Source organism: Kitasatospora sp. NPDC087314 (assembly GCF_044744365.1).
GTDB lineage: Bacteria > Actinomycetota > Actinomycetes > Streptomycetales > Streptomycetaceae > Kitasatospora.
Genome location: NZ_JBIUYE010000002.1, coordinates 435,510 through 452,766 on the forward strand (window position 1 = coordinate 435,510; position 17,257 = coordinate 452,766).

A 17,257-nucleotide genomic window follows, 5' to 3' on the forward strand; every position below is an offset into this window, starting at 1 on the left:
ACAACCGGCTCCACGACGACGGCAGACGCCTCCTCAACGGCCTCGACCTCGGCCACCGGCTCCGTAGCCTCAGCAGCCTCAGCAGCCTCAGCAGCCTCAGCAGCCTCAGCAGCGGGAGCCTCGGCCGCCTCCGCCTGGGCCACCAGCTCGGGCTCGGGCTCGGCAGCCGTCTCGACGGCCTCCTCGACCGCCTCCGGCTCGACGACCGGCGCGTCCTCCAGGGCAGGCGTCTCGTCCGCCGACTCGGCTTCGACCTCGACCTCGACCTCGGACTTGGCTTCGGACTTGGCTTCGGCGGCGGTGGTCTCGACGACGGCCTCGGTCTCCGTGTCCTCCGGCGTCTCAACGGCCTCCGTCGACTCGGCCACGGCCTCGGCCGACTCTGCGGCCTCCGCCAGCGCGGCGGTCGCGGCGGCCACCAGATCGTCGGCGGCCGGGGACGGCGCCGGGAGGGAGACCACGGTGACGGGGGCGTCTTGCGCCACCTCCGCCACCTTCTCCTCAGCCACCCCGACGGCGGCCTCGACCACGGACTCAGCCTCGACCGAGTCCGAAGCCGAGCCCGAGTCCGACTCCGACTCCGACTCCAGCTCCGCCTCGGTCACCACGCCGCTCGCCGGCTCCTCCACCGGTTCCTCCACCGAGGCAGGAGCCGAAGCCGGAGCAGGAACCGCAGCCTCGACGGCGCTCCCCGTCCCCGCGAGCCCGTCACGCTGGCCGCCGGCCAGGGCCTGGCGGGCGACGAAGGCGGCTTCGGCGGCGCGGCGGTCGGCCTGGGCGACGGTGAGTTCGGCGAGCAGGTCGCCGAGGCCGGCCTCCTCCAGGGTGGTGCGCAGGCCGCGGATGGTGGGCAGGCGGTAGAGCGTGCCCTCGTCGGCGGCGAGCCGTTCGACCAGGTCGACGAGGTCGGCGAAGGCCAGCCCGTCGAGGTCGTGGTCGGGGAGCATCCGGGCGAGGCCGCGCAGGCCGGTGTTGATCGCCTCGAAGGCCTGGGCGGTCCGCTCGACCAGCGCGCCGTCGGTGGGCACGACCGGGAGGGTGCCCGCGGGGGCGATGGCGACCCAGGCACGGCGCTCGATCTCGGCGGAGGCGAGTGCCTCGTGCAGGTCCTCGCGGCGGACGCGGCGGTCGGTGGCGAGGGCCGTGGCCTGCTTGCGCAGGGAGCGGGCGCGCAGCCAGGAGAGCTTGACGCCGTGCTCGCGGCGCCAGGTGCTGTCGGCGGTGGCGGCGGTGAGGGCGTCGAGGTCGGCGTCGTAGGCGGCGCCGGTGAGGGTGGCGGAGGTGCGCTGGACGCGCTGGAGCAGCTCGACGAGCAGGGCGGTCTTGGCGACGGTGTCGGGTTCGTCGAGCTTGACCTCGGCGGCGAGGGCGGTGACGGCGTCCCAGGTCTGCTGGAGGTCGCGGCCGCGCAGTTCGGCCAGTGCGGTGGAGGCGGCGCGGGCGTCCTCGGGGGTGGCGACGGTGTCGACGGCCGCGTACCAGGCGTGGGTGTCGGCGGTGAGGGTGAAGGCCCCGAGTTCGGCGTAGCGGCCGAGGTCCTCGCGGAGGTCGGTCTCCGCCGTGGTGGCCTTGGCGTCCTGGGGGTCCTTGACGTCTGCGGCGTCTGCGGCGTCGGCGACGTCCGCCGGGTCGGCTGCGTCGGCGTTGCGCGAGTGAAGCACTGTCATGTGAGGTCCGGTTCTGGGCGACGACGGCGGGGCTGGCGGCGAGGGGGCGGCGGACCGGTTGCGCGGAACGCCCCGGAACGGGGCTGGGGGCGCGCGGTAGGGCCGCCGGTTGTGGACGCCCAGAATACGGGTGCCCGTTCGAGCCTTGCACGCACCCACCGCCCGACGGGCCGGTGTCGTGTGCCATACCGCCCACCTGGCCGCTACTCGGGAGGGCCGCCTGGGTGGTGGGGCGTTGGGCCGGACGGGTGCTCGGGGCTTCGGTCCCCGGGTCGGCCGGACGGTCTCCCCGACCGGGCCCCGAGCCGCCGTGGCCGGTCCAGCGGCACGGTGCGGAGCCGTCGGCCGAGGGGCGGGCGGTACCCGGCGCGGGCGAGGGAGGCGAGGTCGACCGGCGCGAGGTACTCGTAGAGCGCGGTGCGGTGCCACCACGCGCCGGTTTCCCGCAGTTCGCGCCAATCGGTGAACCGGTAGAGATAGAGGGTCGCCCGGACGTGGGTCGGCGGGGTGCCGGGGAAGGGGTTGTGGCGCAGCAGCCGGAGGGTGGCGCGGTCGCCGGAGAGCAGGCGGGCGACGAAGGGCAGGAACCAGGGGCGGGCGTAGGCGGGCGAGATGCCGGCGAACCACATCAGCCAGTCGAGCCGCAGGTGGTAGGGGGCGTACTGGCGCGGGAGCCGGCGCACGTCTCCGGGTTTGCCCTTGAAGCCGTACTCGTGCCAGACCGTGTGCGGGGTGAGGGTCGGTTCGTCGGTCCCTTCGACGACGATCTCCTGGCGGATGCGGTTGATGCTGCCGAAGGCGCCGTAGGTGTTGACGAGGTGCAGCCGGTTGAAGGAGCGGTTCATGGCCTGGCGGCGGGAGACGAGGTTGCGGACCGGCCAGTAGCTGAGGACGGCGACGGCGGCGGTGAGCGCGATCACCAGCACCTCGAACCAGACCGGGGCGCCGGGGCGCGCGTGGGCGTGAACGGGCAGGCCGAGGCGGGCCGGGTCGACGGCGGCGAGGGCGAGCGTGATGGTGAGCCAGTTGAGCCAGGCGAAGTTGCCGGAGGCGATCAGCCACAGCTGGGTGGCGACGACGATGCAGGCGGCGTAGCTCGCGACCGGCTGCGGGAGGAAGAGGCAGACCGGGACGACGAGTTGGACGAAGTGGTTGGCGGCCACCTCGACGCGGTGCAGCGGGTCGGGCAGGTGGTGGAAGAACCAGCTGAGCGGTCCGGGCATGGGCTGGGTCTCGTGGTGGTAGCGCAGGCAGGTGAGGTCGCGCCAGCAGCGGTCGCCGCGCAGTTTGATCAGTCCGGCGCCGAACTCGACCCGGAAGACCAGCCAGCGCATCAGCCAGAGCACCAGGGTCGGCGGGGCGGTGTCGGCGTTGCCGAGGAAGGCGGCGAGGAAGCCGGCTTCGAGCAGCAGTGACTCCCAGCCGAAGGAGTACCAGGTCTGCCCGACGTTGACGATCGAGAGGTAGAGCCCCCAGAGCACCGCCCACAGCAGGACGGACGCCCAGAGCGGGACGAGGTCGCCGAGTCCGGCGGTCACGGCGGCGGCGAGCGCGGCGCCGCTCCAGGCGACGGTGGCGAAGAAGCGGTCGCTGTAGTGGAGGTGGAACAGCCCGGGCGCGTGGCGGAAGGGGACCCGGGCGGTGAAGCGGGGCACCGGCAGCATGCCGTCGGTGCCGATCAGGGCGCGGAACTGCGCGACGGCGGCGAGGAACCCGATCAGGTAGAGGCCGGCGAGCAGGCGTTGGACGAGCAGCCGGCTCAGCCAGTAGTCGGGGGCCGCGAACCAGTCCATGCGGCCCATGCCTACCATCGGCGCCCTTCGGGCGGGCCGTGGCCGGGGCGCGGGCGGGGCCGGTTCACCCACTCGGGCTCGGACGCCGGGGTGCTCCGGGTGGCCCGGCGCCCCCGGACGGCACCGTGGCGGGGAGCCTCTCATCGGGGGTGAGAGGCGCCCCGCCACGGTGGCGGATGTCGCGGTGGTGCGGTCGTGGGTGGTGCGGTCATCAGTGGTGCGGTCGCTGGTGGTGCGGTGATCGGTGCTGCGGTCGCGGGTGGTGCGGTGGTGCGGACCGGTGGGCGGTGGTACGGAGGGGGACTGCGGCGCCGCACGCGGACGGCAGGTCGGCGGCTCAGCTCGGCAGGATGAGTCCGGACTCCCCGGCGAGGCCCGGGCGTCCGACCGGGGTGGCGCCGTTCTGCTGGAGCCGGTCGACCAGCAGGGCGGCCAGCGTGCCGAGCTCCTCCTCGGTGCGGGACTGCGCGGTGACATCCATGCCGACGGTGAGGACGCCGTTGACCTGGCCGGTGCGCGCGGTCCGCAGCGGGGTGCAGGTGAAGCTGAAGATCTGCTGGATGCGCTGGGCGTCCGGGCGGCCTGACTGGGTCCGGACGTCGTTCAGGACCGTGCTGCGCCCGGTGTGGTAGGCCTCCACGACGGCCTGCTGGAGTCCTGCCGCGCCGAGCTGCGGGTAGGCCGCGCCGATCGCCCCGTACGCCGCCGGGGCCCCGAAGGTGTCGGCGTGCTGGGCGTTCGCGTAGCGGATCTCCTGGCCGGGGCCATCGGTGAGCATGATGGGGAACGGGGAGCCGTCGAAGGCGGCGAACATCTCCTGCTGCTGGGCGAGCAGGTTGTCGCGCAGCCGGATCTCGGAGAGCAGCGCCTCGGCGAGGTGCTGGATGTCGCGCAGCCGCTCGCGCCCCCACTGCCGGGGTTCCCGGTCGAGGACGCAGACGGTGCCGATGACGGTTTTGGTGTCGTCGACGAGTGGGGCGCCGAGGTAGGCCCGCACGCCCAGTTCGTCGACGACCGGGTTTCCGGAGAACCGGGGGTAGGCGAGGATGTCGTCGAGCGCGAGGGGGGAGCGCTGGGCGACGACGTGCGGGCAGAAGCCGTGACTCAGCGGCATCTGACGGGTCGGAAGGTCGAAGGCGATGCCCCGATCGGCCCAGGAAGCGCCTTCTTCGGACGCGACGTCGCTCGAGTTTGGCGGAATGTAGAGCCCCCGGAACATCTGGCGCTCGTCGTTGATGAAGTTGACCATCGCGATGGGAGCGCGGGTGATGCTGGCGGCCAGGTGGGCGAAGCGGTCGAAGGCCTCGTCCGCGGACGGTTCGTTGAGACCGAGGCTGCGCAGCCTGCGGGTCCGCTCGGACTCCCCGGGGGCACCCGGGAACTGGCCTTGAGTGCTCATCACATCAGTCATGGCGCACATGTAATCAGACATCAGGGCGCTTCGGCTCGCTCGGTCCGGTTCGTCACCTTTGCTGATGAACAGTCAAAGCCGCATGTGAGCGGCCGCTCAGCAGGTTGTCGCGGTGGGGAGGATCACTCCCCACTCGGCGTCACGGCCAAACACCTCAGCGTAAGGACGGGCCGATTTCCGCCAATCGAAGATCGACTCTGGGTCAGCACAGGAGACCCATATGACAATGAGCCCTGCCGAAGACACGGACGGTATTCCCAACCCCGGGAAAACCGCCCCGAGTTCCGCTTGCCCCGATCGCAAAGGGGCAGTCGGCCACCACCACCTCCACACCCCACTCACCCTCGGGGGCGGCCGAAGCGGCTTCGACGGCGCGGACGGAGGCACGGCACACCCCTGACACGAGAGGACCCCAGCATGGCGATGGACTACTTCACCGACGAGCGCCACGAGAGTCTCCGAGCGGAGGTCCGTGAGTTCGCGGAGAAGGAGGTACGTCCGCACGTGGCCAGGATGGAGGCCGAACGGAACGTCGAGGTCGAACTGTCGAGGGAGATCGCCCGACGGGGATGGATCGGCGTGACCATTCCGCGCGAATTCGGCGGAATGGGGCTGGGGCACCTCGCCAAGACCGTCATCGTGGAGGAGCTCGCCCGGGTCAGCGGTGCCATGGGCGCGGTGGCGCAGGCCTCGCAGCTCGGTGTCGCCAAGGTCATCCACTTCGGCTCGAACGTCCAACGGCGGTACTGGCTACCGAAGTTCGCCTCCGGTGCGGCGCTGCCGACGATCGCCGTCACCGAGCCGGAGTCGGGCGGCCACGTGCTCGGGATGTCCGGCACCGCCCGTCGCGAGGGCGACGAGTACGTGCTCGACGGCCGCAAGTGGTTCGTCGGCAACTCCCACATCGGCGACGTGCACGGGGTGATCCTCCGCACCGGAGAGGGCAGCCGGGGCCTGTCCGCGTTCCTGGTCGAGAGCGACCGCCCCGGCTTTCGCGCCGGGGAACTCGGTTCGCAGAGCGGCCTGCACGGCTTCAGCTTCGGCGAGATCGTCTTCGAGGACTGCCGCATCCCGGTCGCCAACCGGCTGGGCCTGGAGGGCCAGGGCCTGGACGTCGCCTACTCCTCCTCCACCCTGTACGGCCGGCTCAACCTCGCCGCCGTCGCGCTCGGCATCCACACCGCGATCGTCGCGGACACCGCGCGCTTCGCGGAGGAGCGGGTGCTCTACGGCAGGCCACTCAACCAACTGCCCAACATCGCCCTGAAACTGGGCGAGATGCAGTCGCGGCTGATGACGGCGAAGCTGGCCGCCTACCACGCCTCGTACCTGCTCGACCACGGCAGGGCCTGCGACGCCGAGCTGATGAACGCCAAGCTCATCAACACCGAGTACGCGCTGGACTCTGCGCGCAACGCCATGGAGATCCACGCTGCCCGGGGCCTGCAGGCCGAGTTCAGCATCGAGCGCTACCTGCGCGACGCCACCCACGTCTACCCGCCGGCCGGGACCTCGGACGTCCAGCGGCTGCGGCTCGGCCAGGTCGCCTGCGGCACCTACGGCAAGCAGTGGTCGGCGGAGCTGTCCGACCTGGCGAGCTGGGCGTGGACCGAACTGGCCCAGCGGGAGGCCGCGATGGAGTTGCAGGTCGTGGGGGGCGGGCAGGTGGTGCCGATACCGCTGGCGGGTTGAACCGACGCGCCCGACGGACTGGACCCGTGGCACGTCGGCGCGAACCGGCACATCGGCAAACCGGCTTGGCGAACCGACGCATCGGCAAACCGGCCTGGCGAACCGACGGACCCGACCGGCCGGACGGCGTCGAAGCCTCCAGCATAAGCGGCTTGACCTGTTCCTGACGGCTCTCCGGGAGACTCCCCTGCCCCCCGGAGAGCTGTCCGGGGCACTCCCCCCGGCCGACGTGAGCTGCGACGATCCGACGACTGACGATCCGTCCGCGACTCTCCACCACCGCCATCAGTCGCTCACACATCGTCAGTTGATGTTGCGACGAGGGCGCCTGGGGCTGATAGCGTTCCTGCCGTCGGCGGCCGTGCTGCACCCCCGTCCGGACGATGACACCGCGTCACCCCGTCCGGCCACCCCGGCCGTGGCGCCCTGAAGCCCCGGCCGGACCACGGACAGGCCCAACCGCCGTTCGGCCCAGCGACTCGGCCCTGCAACGAGGAATCAGATGCCAGGCATATCGGCCCCCCGCACGGGCCACCGCGCCGGCCGGTCCGGCTCGCTCCGCAGCTCGCTCCTCGCCCTCGTGCTGGTTCCCAGCCTGGGCCTCGCCGCCGCCTGGGGCTACGCCGCCTACCTGCTGCGCGACGCCGGACACCGCACCGCCCTGATCGCCGGCAGCTCCGTCGTCGCCCTGGTCCTGCTGGTCAGCCTGGTCCGCGGCATCCGGGCCGCCCGGGCCCTGTCCACCCGCCTCTCCGTGCTGCGCACCGACACCCTCGCGCTCGCCCAGGACGAGATCCCCGAGGTCGTCGGACGGCTGCGCGCCGGGGAGCCGGTGCCCACCCCGCCCGCCTGGTCGCCGCCCCGGCGGGCCGGCGACGAGGTCCAGCAGACCGCCGACGGCCTCGCCGCCGTCCGCCAGGCCGCCGTCGCCGCCATCGTCCACCAGGCCCAGGGCCGCGAGGGGACGAAGAAGGTCTTCCTCAACATCGCCCGCCGCACCCAGATCCTGATCCACCGGCAGATCAGCATGCTCGACGCCCTGGAGCGCGAGCACGAGGAACCCGAGCTGCTGCGCGAGCTGTTCGCGGTCGACCACCTCGCGACCCGGATGCGGCGCAACGCCGAGAACCTCGTCATCCTCGGCGGCGCCCTGCCCGCCCGGCGCTGGCGCAACGCCGTGCCCGTGGTCAACGTGCTGCGCAGCGCCGTCTCCGAGACCGAGAACTACGCCCGGGTCGTCGTCCAGGGCGTGCCGCGCGCCTCGCTCAGCGGACAGGCCGTCGCCGACGTCATCCACCTGATCGCCGAACTCATCGAGAACGGCACCACCTTCTCCCCGCCGTACACCCAGGTGCAGGTCTCCGCGCAGGAGGTCCCCAAGGGCCTGGCGGTCGAGGTCGAGGACCGCGGCCTCGGCATGACCGAGGAGGAGTACGAGCGGCTCAACGACTACCTGGCCAACCCGCCCGAGCTGGACGTCTCCGCCCTCGGCGACGACCTGCGGCTGGGCCTGTTCGTCGTCGCGCGGCTGGCCGCCCGGCACGACATCCAGGTCACCCTGCGGCCCTCGCCGTACGGCGGCACCCGGGCCGTGGTGCTGGTGCCGTCCGTGCTGCTGGAACAGGCCGAGCAGCCGGCCGCGGTCTCCGGGCTGCCGTCCGGCGCGCGGGTCACCCGGACCCCGGTCCCCGAGCCGCTGCCGACGGCGGGCGGCGACCTCGGCGGTGCGGGCGGGGAGCTGTCGGGCGCGCTGGCCGGGGTCCTCGGCGGGCTGCTGGGTGGGGGGCCGGGGGCTCCGGTGCCCGGGGCCGCGCCTGGTGCGGCCGATGGGGCGGGTGCGCCTTCGGTGCCTGGGGTTCCTGCGGGGTCCGGTGTGGGTGACGGTGTGGGTGACGGTGTGGGTGACGGCGGTGTGATCACCGGTAAGCTGCTCGCCCAGTACTCCCTGGGCGCCACCCCCGCTCCGACCAACGGCGGTCTGCCGGTCGGCGCCGAGATCCCCGGCCTGCCCGGTGCCGTGGTCGTCCCCCGGCCCGTCCTTCCGCGCCCGTACGACCTCCCGGTCGGCGAGCCGTCGGCGGACGGGCACGCCGTGGACGGGCGTACTGGGGACGGGCGCGCGGCGGACTCGGTGGTCGAGCCCGCGGCCGTGCCCCTCGACGGCGCCTGCGCCGACCGCGCCCAGGAGAAGCGCTTGGAACACGGCTCGGACGGCGAACTGCGCACCCCGCGGGTCCTGCCGCAGCGGGTCCGCAACGCCAGCCTCGCCGAGCAGCTCCGCGAGGCCAACGCCCCCGGCGTCATGCTGCCCCCCGTGGTCGGCCACCCCGCCCGGACCGGGCCCCAGTCCGTGCCCCAGTCCGGCCCGCGGCACGGCGCCCCTGAGGCCGACGATCCGTCACCGCAGCGCTCCCGCGCCACCATGGCCGCCATCCAGCGCGGCACCCGGACGGCCCGCGCGGCCGACCCCGACCCCTACGCGCCGATCACGCCCACCACCCCCCAGGCGCCCGCCGCGCCCCACGCCCCGGCCGCGCCTTCCGCCGTCCGGGACGCCTCCGCCGTTCAGGAAGCCAAGGAACAGCAGTGATGACGCAGCACACCGACACCCCGCGCGACCTCAACTGGCTGCTGGACCAGCTGGTGGCCCGGGTACCCGAGACCCGGCACGCCATCGTCCTCTCGGAGGACGGCCTGCTGGTCGGTATGTCCCAGGGACTGGACCGGGCCGACGCCGAGCACCTCTCCGCCGTCGCCTCCGGACTGCAGAGCCTCGCCCGCGGCGCCGGACACCGGTTCAACGGCGGGCGGGTCCGGCAGACCGTGGTCGAGATGGACCAGCTGTTCCTGTTCGTCACCACCGCCGGGCAGGGCGCCCGGCTCGCCGTCCTCACCAGCGAGCAGGTGGACGCCGGCCTGATGGCGTACGAGATCAACGTGCTGGTCAAGCAGGTCGGCCAGTACCTCACCGCGGCGCCGCGCAGCGACGCCGGCCAGGTCGGCGCGGGTGGCGGTGCGTGACCGCCGACGCCGACGAGGCCTGGTTCTACGACAAGGACGCAGGCCATCTGGTCCGCCCTTACGCGATCACCAACGGGCGCACCGGCCCGGTCCGTGACGGCTTCGCGCTGATCACCCTCGTGGTCACCGCCGACCCGCGCACCGACACCAGCCGGCTCACGCCCGAACCGGCCGCGATCATCGACCTGTGCCGCGAGCGCCCGCTGGCCGTCGCCGAGATCGCGGCCACCCTCGACCTGCCGGTCAGCGTCGTCAAGGTCCTGCTCGACGACCTGGCCGAGGCCCGGCTGATCCTCACCCGCGCCCCGGTCCAACTCGCCGAGGCACCGGACATCTCGCTGATCCAGGCCGTGATCGAGGGCGTCCGCCGGCTCTGACCCGGCGGGGCCCCGGCCCGCCCCGCATCTCTCAGTCCCACTCCAGGAGACCCGAATTGACGACCCAGAGCCTGGTGCCGGGCGCGGTCAAGATCCTCGTCGCCGGCGGCTTCGGCGTCGGGAAGACCACCATGGTCGGCTCGGTCAGCGAGATCGAACCGCTGCAGACCGAGGAGCGGATGACCCGCGCCAGCATCGGGGTCGACAACCTCGACGGCGTCCAGGGCAAGTCCACCACCACCGTGGCGATGGACTTCGGGCGGATCACCGTCCGCGAGGACCTGGTGCTCTACCTGTTCGGCACGCCCGGGCAGTTCCGGTTCTGGTTCATGTGGGACGACCTCGCCCTCGGCGCCCTCGGGGCGATCGTCCTCGCCGACACCCGGCGGCTCGAATCCAGCTTCGCCGCCGTGGACTTCTTCGAGCAGCGCGGCATCCCGTTCGCGATCGGCGTCAACTGCTTCCACGGCCGCCGCGACGCCAGCCCCGAAGCCGTCCGGCGCGCCCTCGACCTCGGGCCGGACGTCCCGGTCGTGCTCTGCGACGTGCGGGAGCGGGCGTCCAGCAAGGAACTGCTGCTCGCCCTGCTCGACCAGGTGCACCGCAACGCCCTGTCCGCCGGGCGGCGGTGAGGGCGCGGGGTTCGGCCTCGCGGACGGTCCGGCAGGCGCGGACGGTCAGGCGGTGACCGGGGTGCGGTCGGCGTGGTCGGCCGGGTCCGTGTGGTCGGCCGGTTCGTCGAGTCCGGCGAGGGCGTGCACCAGCGGCGCCAGCTCCGGGACCTCCGCGGCCTGCGCCAGGGTCGCCTCCAGGGTGGCGTCGTGCACCGGGCGGGCGGCCGCCAGCAGGGTGCGGCCCTCCGGCGTCAGCTCGGTGTAGATCCCGCGCCGGTCGTCGGCGCAGAGGTAGCGGCTGAGCAGCCCGCGATCCTCCAGGCGGGTCACCAGGCGGGTCGTCGCGCTGCTGCTCAGCGCCGCGGCGCGGGCCAGCTGCTGCATCCGCATGTGCCACCCGTCCTGCCGTGACAGCGCGTCCAGCACCGTGTACTCGACCACCGAGAGCCGGTGCTCCGCCTGCAGCGCCTTCTCCAGCGCCGTGTCGATCAGCCCGTGCAGCGCGGCCAGAGTTCGCCAGCCACGGGCCCGGATCTCGGCCGCGTCGTCGCGGATCCCCATCGCTCGCCTTCCCTTCCGTTTCCCTGCGCGTTCCGTCTTCCCTGCGCGTCCCGCAATGTCCCTCGTCAGACAAGTATGCCAGTCGGCGCGGATTACCTGTCTGTGCAACTAATTTTCCTTGTACCTCGCCGCCGGATCGGCCCCTCTGCCGGGTCGTTCGTATCCGTTGGGAGGTGGCGGCGGCCGTGCTGTGCCAGGTTGGTGGCCGGATCGGCCTCCTCTGGCCGGGCAAGGACCACGGGATGGTCCACAAGGCCTGGGACGTGAACGCCTGGCCACCCCCTCCCAGACAGGCTCGGTGTCGCTCGGCGGCACCTTCTCGCCGTCCGGCGGCACCCTTGCGTGAGCGGGGCGCCCGGCTGATCCGGGCAGCCCGGACGGGCCGGCCTGACCTCCCCGGCTATCCATCCTCCCCGGCCCAGGCGGCGGAACAGAGCGCGGTGGCCAGCTCCTCGGTGTAGCAGGCGGCCGCCAGCCAGGCCCCGGCGAAGGCCTCGTGGTCGTCCGGGACGACCCGGCCGAACACGTCGCGGCGCTGGTCGACCGCGGCGGCCCGCAGGGTGTCGAGCAGCTCGGCCGCCGTCGCCAGCCCTGCGACGCGCAGCAGGCTCCGGTCGGCGGCCGCCGTGGCCGCCCCCGGGGCCAGGGCGTAGCGCCCGGTGGTGACCGTCTGCTCGACCCGGCGGCCGAGCACGTGGGCCGGAGGGCCGTACGGCACCGTGGCCGGGAGGCCGGGGGCGGCGTCGGTGGGTGGGACACCGACGGGCACGGTGGCCCCGGGGCTGGTGCTGGCCGGGCTGGTGGTCTGGAGGTCGGCGGTCTGGAGGCGTTCGAGGCCGAGGTTGATCCGGCCGGCCCGGTCTGCGGGGACGACGAGCGCGGGGAGTCCGGCGGGACCGGGGGCTCCGGGGCCAGCGGTCCCGGGATCCTCCAGGGACTCCGGGGGTGTGCCGATCGCGAGCAGGCGAAGCTCGGGACGGTCCGAGCGCTCCAGGCGGCCGATCACCCGTAGCCGCAGGCCGGGCGCGGTGGCGAGCAGCGCGAGGTTCGCCCGGAAGGCCAGCCCCGGGTGCTCGTGCCCCGCCCGCAGGGCCACCACCAGAGCGCCGTCGCCGCTACCGGCGCTGGTACCGACGCCGCCCGCGCAGCGCGCCAGCAGCTGTGGCGCCCCGCCCTGGCCGACCGGGGCCGGGCCCAGCAGGGTGACGTCCAGGAACAGCAGATCGCTCCCGGCCGGGCGACTCTCGTACGGCAGCGACTCCGCCGCGAGCGCCCGCGCCACCTGGGCGGCCGCCGGTTCGGCCCAGAGCGCGGCCGGCGGCTCCGCCGTCCACGCCGCGCCCGCCGCCCGGACCGCCCGGACGGAGGCGCCGGCGCCCAGCCGCCCGACGGCGGATCGGGTGGCGCCCTGCACGGCCAGCCCGGCGCGACTGAACTCCCGGTGGCTGAGCGGGGCCTCGCCCAGCCGGACCGTCCGGTTGCCCGCCCCGACCGCCTGCGGGGCGGAGGCTGCCGCGTCCCCGTGCGGCATCACCTCGGCCACCGTGCTGAGCCGGCCGTCCGCGTCCACCGCCCAGCTCACCACCCCCGCGTGGGTGGCCGTGAGCACCGGTTCTGCGAACAGTCCGTACAGCCGCAGCCCGCCCTCCTCGCCGTACACCTGGCGGGCGGTGCCGCGCAGTCCGGCGACGGGGCCGAAGCCGGTGGTCAGGGCGGTGGTGAGGTCCAGCAGGTCGCGCAGACCGGCCACCAGGTCCGCCAGTCGGTGGTCCGGCGCCCCTGAACGGGCCGCGCGCACCCGCGTCACCACGGCGACCGCCGCTGCGGCCGGGCGGTACAGCCCTGCCAGCCGCGCCCGGTGGGCCGCCCGCAGCAGCTCGGCCTGCGCGACGGCCCCCGCCCCGCTCACCCCGGCGGCCAGGATCGCGCACCCGGCCCGGTGGAGGTGGCGGGCCGCCGCCAGTTCGAACGCGGTGAGCGCGGGCTCGGGCTGGTCTGGCTGCTTGGCCGTCTTGGCCGGGCCGATCGGCTCGGCTCGCTCGGGTGGCTCGGCCGTAGCGGGCTCCTCGACCGGGTCGGCCAACGGGCAGAGCGTGACCACGGCGGCCCGGTGCACGCAGGCCGGGGCGAGCAGGCAGCCGCAGCGCACGTCGGCTGCCTCCGCGACCACCCCGCCCGGGGCGTGCAGCACGAGCACCGTCTCCTCGTCCACCTCCACCCGCCACTCGTCACCGCTGCGGGTCACCGGCCGCTCCGCCAGCTTCGCCGCCGCGCCGTCCAGCCGCTTCTGCAACCGGGCGCTCAGCCCGGCCACCACCTCGGCGACCACCTCCGGCCGAACCGTCGGCCAGCCGCTCGTCCGCTCCGCCACGCTCATCGCACCTTCTCCCCCACCCAGCGGGCCAGTTCCAACGGACTCAACGCCGCCACGGGCATGCCGGCCGCGACCAGTTGGCCCGCGACCGCCTTCGAGTAACGGGCCGTCCCCGTGTCGTCCAGCGCCGCACAGCCGAGCAGGTGCACGCCGGAGTCCACCAGCGCCCGGGTCTGGGCCAGCAGCCCGCCCACCGGTCCGCCCTCCTCGAAGTCGCTGATCACCGCGACCAGCGTCCGGGACGGCACCGTCACCAGCTTCCGCGCGTACCGCAGCCCGCTCGCGATGCTGGTGCCGCCGCCGATCCGCACCTCCAACAGCAGGCTCAGCGGATCCTCCACCCGCTCGGTCAGATCGACGATCTCGGTGGAGAACGCCACGAAGTGGGTGCTGAGCGAGGGCACCCCGGCCAGGATCGACGCCGTCAGCGCCGCCCAGACCGTGGACGCCTCCATCGACCCGGAGACGTCCACGACCAGGATCAGCCGCCAGTCGGCCGCCTGCCGGGCCCTGGTCCGGAACACCGGACGCTCCGGCACGATGATCGTGCCGCCGTCCCCCGACGGGCGGGCGGTGGCGAGGTTGGCCCGGATCGTCCGGTCCAGGTCCAGCCCGCCACCCGGTCGACGCGTCGGGCGCGGCACGCTGATCCCGGTCAGCGCCGGGCGCAGCCTGGTCGCCAACTCGCGCGTCAGCTCGTCCACCAGCCGCCGCACCAGCGGACGCAGCCGGGCCACCCGCGCCTCGGGCAGGCCGCCCGCATGCTCGAGCACCGTGCGCAGCAGATCAACCGACGGGCGGACGGCGCCCGGCTCGATCGCCTCCAGGACGTCCGTCCGGCCCTGCGCCACGGCGGCCGCCAGCACCTCCTCCCGAACGCCCGGCCCGAACAGCGCCGACAACTCCTCGGCCCACTCGCGCACCCCCGGATAGGGCGCCTCGCGTCCGCCCCGACCACCTCGTCCGGTCCGCCCGTCCAGGCCCGGGCCGGAGCCCTCGCCGCGCCCGCTGCCGTACAACTCGTCGAGGGCGGTGGCGAGTCGGGCGCCGCGACCGCTCAGGACCCCGCTGCCGGGGCGGCCGAGGAGCAACCGCCAGCGCTCGGCCGGGGCCAGGGCGTGCGCCTGCGGGGCGCCGGGCGAGGCCGGGAGGGACCCGCTGCGGTGTGGTGGTCCGGGCGCGCCGACGGCCGGCTCCGGGACCCCGGCCACCGGCGGCAGCAGGCCGCGCCGGGCCAGCGCCGCGCGGGCGGCCAGATCGGCGCGGACCCAGCCGGCCAGCACGGCGGGCGGAACCTCCTCGGGCAGGCCGGAGAGCCGGGTGCCCAGGCGTTCCTCGACCAGGACCAGCAACCGGTCCCGGGCCGCCGGGCTGAGCGAGTCGAAGCCACCGCGCAGTGCCGGCAGCCGGTCCAGAAAGGCGGAGTCCGGCAGCGACGTGACCCGCTCCAGCAGCGGGTCCAGCGCCTCCGGCGCGGTGGCGAACAGCCCCTCCGCCGCCGTCAGCAGACCGACCAGCCCGCGCCCGAGCGCATGCCGCGCCTCCGGGCCGGTCGCGCCGTCCACCCACGAGGCCGTCCGCCCGCCCAACACCTCCGCCCGCTCCCGGCCCAGCAGCACCCGCACCGCCCCGGCCGCGCCGCGCACCAACGGACTTCCCCGGTCAGCGAGTTCGGCCAGGGCGTGCCCCAACCGCAGTCCACCGTCCGGATCCGCCCGCCGCGCCAACTCCACCAGCGCCCGCGCATCCGCCGGATCGTCCGACCCGCCCAAGCCCTCCAGCTGCCGCACAGCCGCCACGGTCAGCAACTCGCCCACCGCACCCAGCCGATCCGCACCAGGCTCGACAGCGAGCCCCCTAGGGGTGGGCGATGGTTCGGGGACGCCGAAGGCTGTGGGCGCAGCGAGGTGGTGAGACGTCGGCTCGCCGGGAATGCCCGCCGCACCGGGGGCGCCGCCAGGGGTGGGGGTGTAGCCCGGGATGTGGCCGGCGGTGAGGCGGTCGAGGAGGGCCAGGGCGTCGAGGAGTTCGGGGAGGGTGCCGGAGGACGGGAGGACGGTGGCGAGTTGGGCGAGGCGGGTGTCGACGAGGCCCGGGAGGCCGCAGGCGGCCGCGTCGGCGAGGCCCTGGAGGACCTCGCGGGCGGTGGGGCCGTCGACCTGGTGTTCGCGGCGGAGGCGTTCGCGCAGGGCGCCTTCGGCGGCCTGCGCGGGGGTGACGCCGCGGGTGCCGGCGACGGTGAGCATGGCGGCGGTGGCCGGGGTCCAGTGGAGGCGCCAGCGGGTGCCGAGGGCTTCGGTGCCGCCGGCGCCGGTGGTGGTGACGGGGTCGGCGTAGGGGACGTCGCAGGCCGCGAGGCGTTGGAGGAGGATCTCGCGGCGGCGGTCGAGGGGGGTGCGCAGCGGGGCGAGGCGGAGTTCGCGTGGGCCGGGGTCGGCGGGGTCGGGCAGGCCGAGGTCGGCGAGGAGGGTTTCGGCGGCGGGGGCGAGCCCGCTGCGCGGGGCCGCGGGGGTGGCGCGGCCGGTGCGGGTGCCGATCAGGACGCGTTCGAGGGCGCGGGCGACGACCCGACCGCGGCCGAGGGGTTCGCCTTGGGCGAGGACGGTCTGGACGGCTTCGACGAGTTCGCCGCGGCCGGGTGCGGCGTGGCCGCGGAGGCGGGCGAGGTCGCCGGCGAGGCGGACGATCTCGCGGGCGTCGGCCGGGCCGGAGGGGTGGTCCTGGCTGCGCAGGGCCTCGCAGATCCGGACGGCGGTGGTGGTGAGTGCCCGGGTCAGCTGGTCCGGGTCGCCGCCGGCGTCGAGGACGGTGTGCTGCCATTCGGGGTCGCGGATGCCCGCCGGGTAGCCGGAGCGGGCGTCGAGCAGCGGGTAGGTGTAGGGGATCAGGGAGAGGACGTGTCCGGGGTGGTCCGGGTGCGGCGGTTCGTCGGTGGCGGCGGGGCCGTCGAGCAGGGCGGGCGCGTGGAAGGCGCCGACGACGGCGGCGACCCGCCGTCCGCCGGCCGCCGCGGCCCGGATCCGGGCGCGCATCCAGGCTTCGCGCCGCAGGTCGTACGGATCGACGCCGGGGCCGGTCTCGGCGTCGCGGCGCAGCGCCCAGCCGACCAGCAGTGCGGCGCGCCGGACGGCGTCGGGGGCGGAGCCGGGGGCGGCGGTCTCGACGAGGCGGTCCCACAGGTCGTCGTCGGAGCCGCGCCCGGTGAGGCGTCGGCGCAGCGCGTCGGCGACGCCGGGGGTGTCGGCGGCGTGCCGGTCTCCGTCGCCAGGCGCGACGCGGTGGGCGAGCGGGAGGTCGCAGGCGAGCGCCTCGACGCCGTTGCGCCGTGCCCAGCGCAGGGCGACCAGTTCCGGGGAGAAGTCGGCGAACGGGTAGAAGGCGAGCCGCCCGGGACCGGGACCGCCGGCCGGGCCGTCGTCGGGACCGGCCGGGGCGGCCGCGAGGGCGACCGGGGCTTCGGTGGCCTCGTCCGCCAGCCAGCCGAGCCAGGGCTGGAACTCGGCGGGGAGTTCGACCAGCACCACCTCGGGCTTGGCGGCGTCGAGCAGCGCGGGGAGGACCGCGCTGAGCGACGGTGCGTGGTGCCGCACGCCGATCAGGTAGGGCCCGGGCCGGTCGGTGCCGGCCAGCCGGTCGACCTCGGCCTGGACGGCCCGGCGCGGGTCGTCCAGGTGCCCGTCGTCCAGGCGCCCGTCGTCCGGGTGGGAGGGGCCCGCCGGGGCGGGCTTCACCGCGCTGCTCATCGCC

The 17,257-nt window shown here is 74.7% G+C and carries 10 protein-coding genes and 1 pseudogene; 5 read left to right on the plus strand and 6 right to left on the minus strand.

Annotated elements, in window-relative coordinates:
* The 3 genes and pseudogenes from ACIO5E_RS05775 to ACIO5E_RS05785 form a co-directional block, all read right to left on the minus strand.
* A pseudogene (locus tag ACIO5E_RS05775) lies at positions 1 to 1,667 on the minus strand (hypothetical protein); the annotation flags it as partial.
* Between the two features lie 203 nt (positions 1,668 to 1,870).
* Entirely contained in the window at positions 1,871 to 3,460 is a 1,590-nt protein-coding gene (locus ACIO5E_RS05780) for a lipase maturation factor family protein (RefSeq protein WP_400664159.1), read from the minus strand.
* A 337-nt stretch (positions 3,461 to 3,797) separates the two neighbouring features.
* Positions 3,798 to 4,859, minus strand: coding sequence for a GAF domain-containing protein (locus tag ACIO5E_RS05785; RefSeq protein ID WP_400664161.1), 1,062 nt, complete (start codon positions 4,857 to 4,859; stop codon positions 3,798 to 3,800).
* A gap of 435 nt (positions 4,860 to 5,294) precedes the next feature.
* Here ACIO5E_RS05785 and ACIO5E_RS05790 point away from each other — a divergent pair, with 435 nt between their 5' ends.
* From ACIO5E_RS05790 to ACIO5E_RS05810, 5 genes are all read left to right on the plus strand, one after another.
* Positions 5,295 to 6,563: an acyl-CoA dehydrogenase family protein gene (locus ACIO5E_RS05790; protein WP_400664452.1), complete on the plus strand. Its 1,269-nt coding sequence runs from the start codon at positions 5,295 to 5,297 to the stop codon at positions 6,561 to 6,563.
* 502 nt (positions 6,564 to 7,065) lie between these two features.
* A complete protein-coding gene (locus tag ACIO5E_RS05795; RefSeq protein ID WP_400664162.1) occupies positions 7,066 to 9,153 on the plus strand; it encodes an ATP-binding protein in 2,088 nt (695 codons plus the stop codon).
* Positions 9,153 to 9,584, plus strand: a complete 432-nt coding sequence (locus tag ACIO5E_RS05800) for a roadblock/LC7 domain-containing protein (RefSeq protein WP_400664164.1) — start codon at positions 9,153 to 9,155, stop codon at positions 9,582 to 9,584. Before ACIO5E_RS05795 ends, ACIO5E_RS05800 begins: the two co-directional genes overlap by 1 nt.
* A complete protein-coding gene (locus ACIO5E_RS05805) occupies positions 9,581 to 9,961 on the plus strand; it encodes a DUF742 domain-containing protein (protein WP_280680941.1) in 381 nt (126 codons plus the stop codon). The genes ACIO5E_RS05800 and ACIO5E_RS05805 overlap by 4 nt, the downstream gene beginning before the upstream one ends.
* Positions 9,962 to 10,017: 56 nt before the next feature.
* A complete protein-coding gene (locus ACIO5E_RS05810) occupies positions 10,018 to 10,593 on the plus strand; it encodes an ATP/GTP-binding protein (RefSeq protein ID WP_280680940.1) in 576 nt (191 codons plus the stop codon).
* Positions 10,594 to 10,638: 45 nt separating this feature from the next.
* On the opposite strand, the gene ACIO5E_RS05815 is transcribed toward ACIO5E_RS05810, so the two are convergent.
* The 3 genes from ACIO5E_RS05815 to ACIO5E_RS05825 form a co-directional block, all read right to left on the minus strand.
* The gene (locus tag ACIO5E_RS05815; RefSeq protein ID WP_400664166.1) at positions 10,639 to 11,136 is read right to left on the minus strand and encodes a MarR family winged helix-turn-helix transcriptional regulator; all 498 of its coding nucleotides are present in this window, start codon (positions 11,134 to 11,136) and stop codon (positions 10,639 to 10,641) included.
* A 400-nt stretch (positions 11,137 to 11,536) separates the two neighbouring features.
* Positions 11,537 to 13,507 carry a hypothetical protein gene (locus tag ACIO5E_RS05820; protein ID WP_400664167.1) on the minus strand — a complete coding sequence of 657 codons (1,971 nt, stop codon included), beginning with the start codon at positions 13,505 to 13,507 and terminating at the stop codon, positions 11,537 to 11,539.
* Positions 13,508 to 13,509: 2 nt separating this feature from the next.
* On the minus strand, positions 13,510 to 17,253 hold the full coding sequence (locus ACIO5E_RS05825; RefSeq protein ID WP_400664169.1) for a DUF5682 family protein: 3,744 nt from the start codon (positions 17,251 to 17,253) through the stop codon (positions 13,510 to 13,512).
* Positions 17,254 to 17,257: the final 4 nt, after the last annotated feature.

Excerpts from the sequence above, each read along its gene's own strand:
- ACIO5E_RS05815 (WP_400664166.1), bottom strand. The coding sequence starts at position 11,136 with ATGGGGATCCGCGACGACGCGGCCGAGATCCGGGCCCGTGGCTGGCGA.
- ACIO5E_RS05795 (WP_400664162.1), top strand. The coding sequence starts at position 7,066 with ATGCCAGGCATATCGGCCCCCCGCACGGGCCACCGCGCCGGCCGGTCC.
- ACIO5E_RS05825 (WP_400664169.1), bottom strand. The coding sequence starts at position 17,253 with ATGAGCAGCGCGGTGAAGCCCGCCCCGGCGGGCCCCTCCCACCCGGAC.
- ACIO5E_RS05790 (WP_400664452.1), top strand. The coding sequence starts at position 5,295 with ATGGACTACTTCACCGACGAGCGCCACGAGAGTCTCCGAGCGGAGGTC.
- ACIO5E_RS05785 (WP_400664161.1), bottom strand. The coding sequence starts at position 4,859 with ATGAGCACTCAAGGCCAGTTCCCGGGTGCCCCCGGGGAGTCCGAGCGG.
- ACIO5E_RS05780 (WP_400664159.1), bottom strand. The coding sequence starts at position 3,460 with ATGGACTGGTTCGCGGCCCCCGACTACTGGCTGAGCCGGCTGCTCGTC.
- ACIO5E_RS05800 (WP_400664164.1), top strand. The coding sequence starts at position 9,153 with ATGACGCAGCACACCGACACCCCGCGCGACCTCAACTGGCTGCTGGAC.